This is a genomic window from Lentisphaerota bacterium (assembly GCA_016873675.1).
In the GTDB taxonomy this organism is placed as follows: domain Bacteria; phylum Verrucomicrobiota; class Kiritimatiellia; order RFP12; family JAAYNR01; genus VGWG01.
In genome coordinates, this window is the sequence record VGWG01000210.1 from 1 (window position 1) to 1,784 (window position 1,784).

Annotated in this window: 1 protein-coding gene; it reads right to left on the reverse strand. The window is 60.1% G+C overall.

Annotation, left to right across the window (positions count from 1 at the left end; translation table 11 throughout):
* Nucleotides 1-125: 125 nt before the first annotated feature.
* A complete protein-coding gene (locus FJ222_12770) occupies nucleotides 126-1,490 on the reverse strand; it encodes a Gfo/Idh/MocA family oxidoreductase (GenBank protein ID MBM4165294.1) in 1,365 nt (454 codons plus the stop codon).
* Between the last annotated feature and the right edge of the window lie 294 nt (nucleotides 1,491-1,784).

Genomic DNA, 1,784 nt, shown 5'->3' on the forward strand with positions numbered 1-1,784 from the left:
CGTTCTGCCGCGCCGCCGCCAGTGCGGCGAGTTGCGCGACGCCTTCGCAACCAAACCGATCGCCGATGCCGATCGAGAAACGTCCCAGCGCGCGGAGGGTCGTGCTTTGTCTTGTTTCGCTCATTTCAAAACCTCAGCGGCTCGTCGCCTGTGGGCATGGCCGGGTAGTCCGGCAGGCCGATGTTCTGACAGAGTTCGGCGATCCGGAACGGGCGGTTGTTGGCCATGGATTGGTTTGCCGCCGTCCCGACCAGGATGGACCAGGCGCCGGAACGCTGATCCGCCGCGCGCTTGTACGGATCCGCCGGCGGCGTGTGACTGAAGACGTCGCGGACCAGCGGCTCGTCGCCGCCGCCATGACCGCCTTCTGCCTTCCACAGATCGACACTATAAGCCGGCTTGCGGGTCGGATACACGCGGATGTAGGTGTCCGCGCTCTTGATCGCGCCCGGAACGCTTCCATCGCCATTGATATACACGGTCTCCTGGCACATGTGCTCCAGGCGGCCCTTGGTGCCATTGAAGGCGATGGCATACCCCTCCCAGGGATTGAAGGCATTGAGGGAGTAGGAGAGCTTGGCCCCTCCGGCATAATCCACCACCACGTTCATGCTGTCTTCGATGTCTATTTCTGGGCTGAAGACGCAACGGTCGCGGAAATAGCCATCGTACTGCTCGCACTCAAGGTAGCATTCCGTAAGGCCCTTGTTGGCTGCCAGATCGAGGCCGAACGGACACGTCCCGAATTCCGGGCAGCCGCGACAACGTTCCTGACGCCGGGTCAGGCCAAGCCGATCCGCTGTTTTTGGCGTGTAGAAGCGGCGGTGCCCGGAGGCATACACGCGTTCCGGCACGTCTGAGAGCCACCAGTTGACGAGATCGAAATGATGCGTGGCCTTGTGCACCATCAGGCCGCCGGAGTTGGCCTTGTTGCGGTGCCAGCGGCGGAAGTAGTCGGCGCCGTGGTAGGTGTCGAGCATCCAATGGAAATCCACGGAGAGCACCTCGCCGATGGTTCCCTGCATCAGCAGGTCCTTGATCTGGGTGCGGGGAGGGGAGTAGCGGTAGTTAAAGGTGACCCTGACCTTGCGGCCGGTCTTCTTCTGCGTGTCAATGATGCGCTGGCATTTCTGCGCGTCCGTGGTCATCGGCTTTTCGGTGATCACATCGCAGCCGAGTTCCATGGCGCGGCAGACATATTCATCGTGGAAGGCATCCTTGCACGTGACGATGACCGCGTCCGCCCGTGTTTCCTTTACCATGCGGTCGAAATCCGTGTGCGCGTAGAGCGGCACTGAGAGGGGCGTCCCGCCGTCCGCCGATGTCCACTTTTTCACCCATCCAGCCATCATATCGAGACGGCCCTGGTTGTTGTCGCACAGCCCCACCAGGCAGGCTTCCCCGGGAAATCCCTTGGCTGCGGCCTCCGTGTACATAAAGGCGCGTCCACCCACTCCCACCTGCACGTATCGCTTGTTTTGATTGCTCATCGTCTTCCTTCTGCTTGATGTTTTTCTTGAAAAGAGGCTCTTGCAAAACCCCGCGTGGCATGGGCGTCCCGCCCATGAATCACGGGCAAGATGCCCGTGCCACTTTGGCTGCCAAGGGGTTTTGCAAGAGCCTCGACGGTTCCCAATGCTGAATCTCCCAAGCGCGCCCCAGTGTGTCGAAACAGCATTCGCAATGCAACCGTTTTTTTTGCTTTTTGTTGTTGACTTGAGTTACGCGGTTATGAAATAATTCGACACACAGGGGGGAGATGGGTACTCTTCCCAACGTGCTGA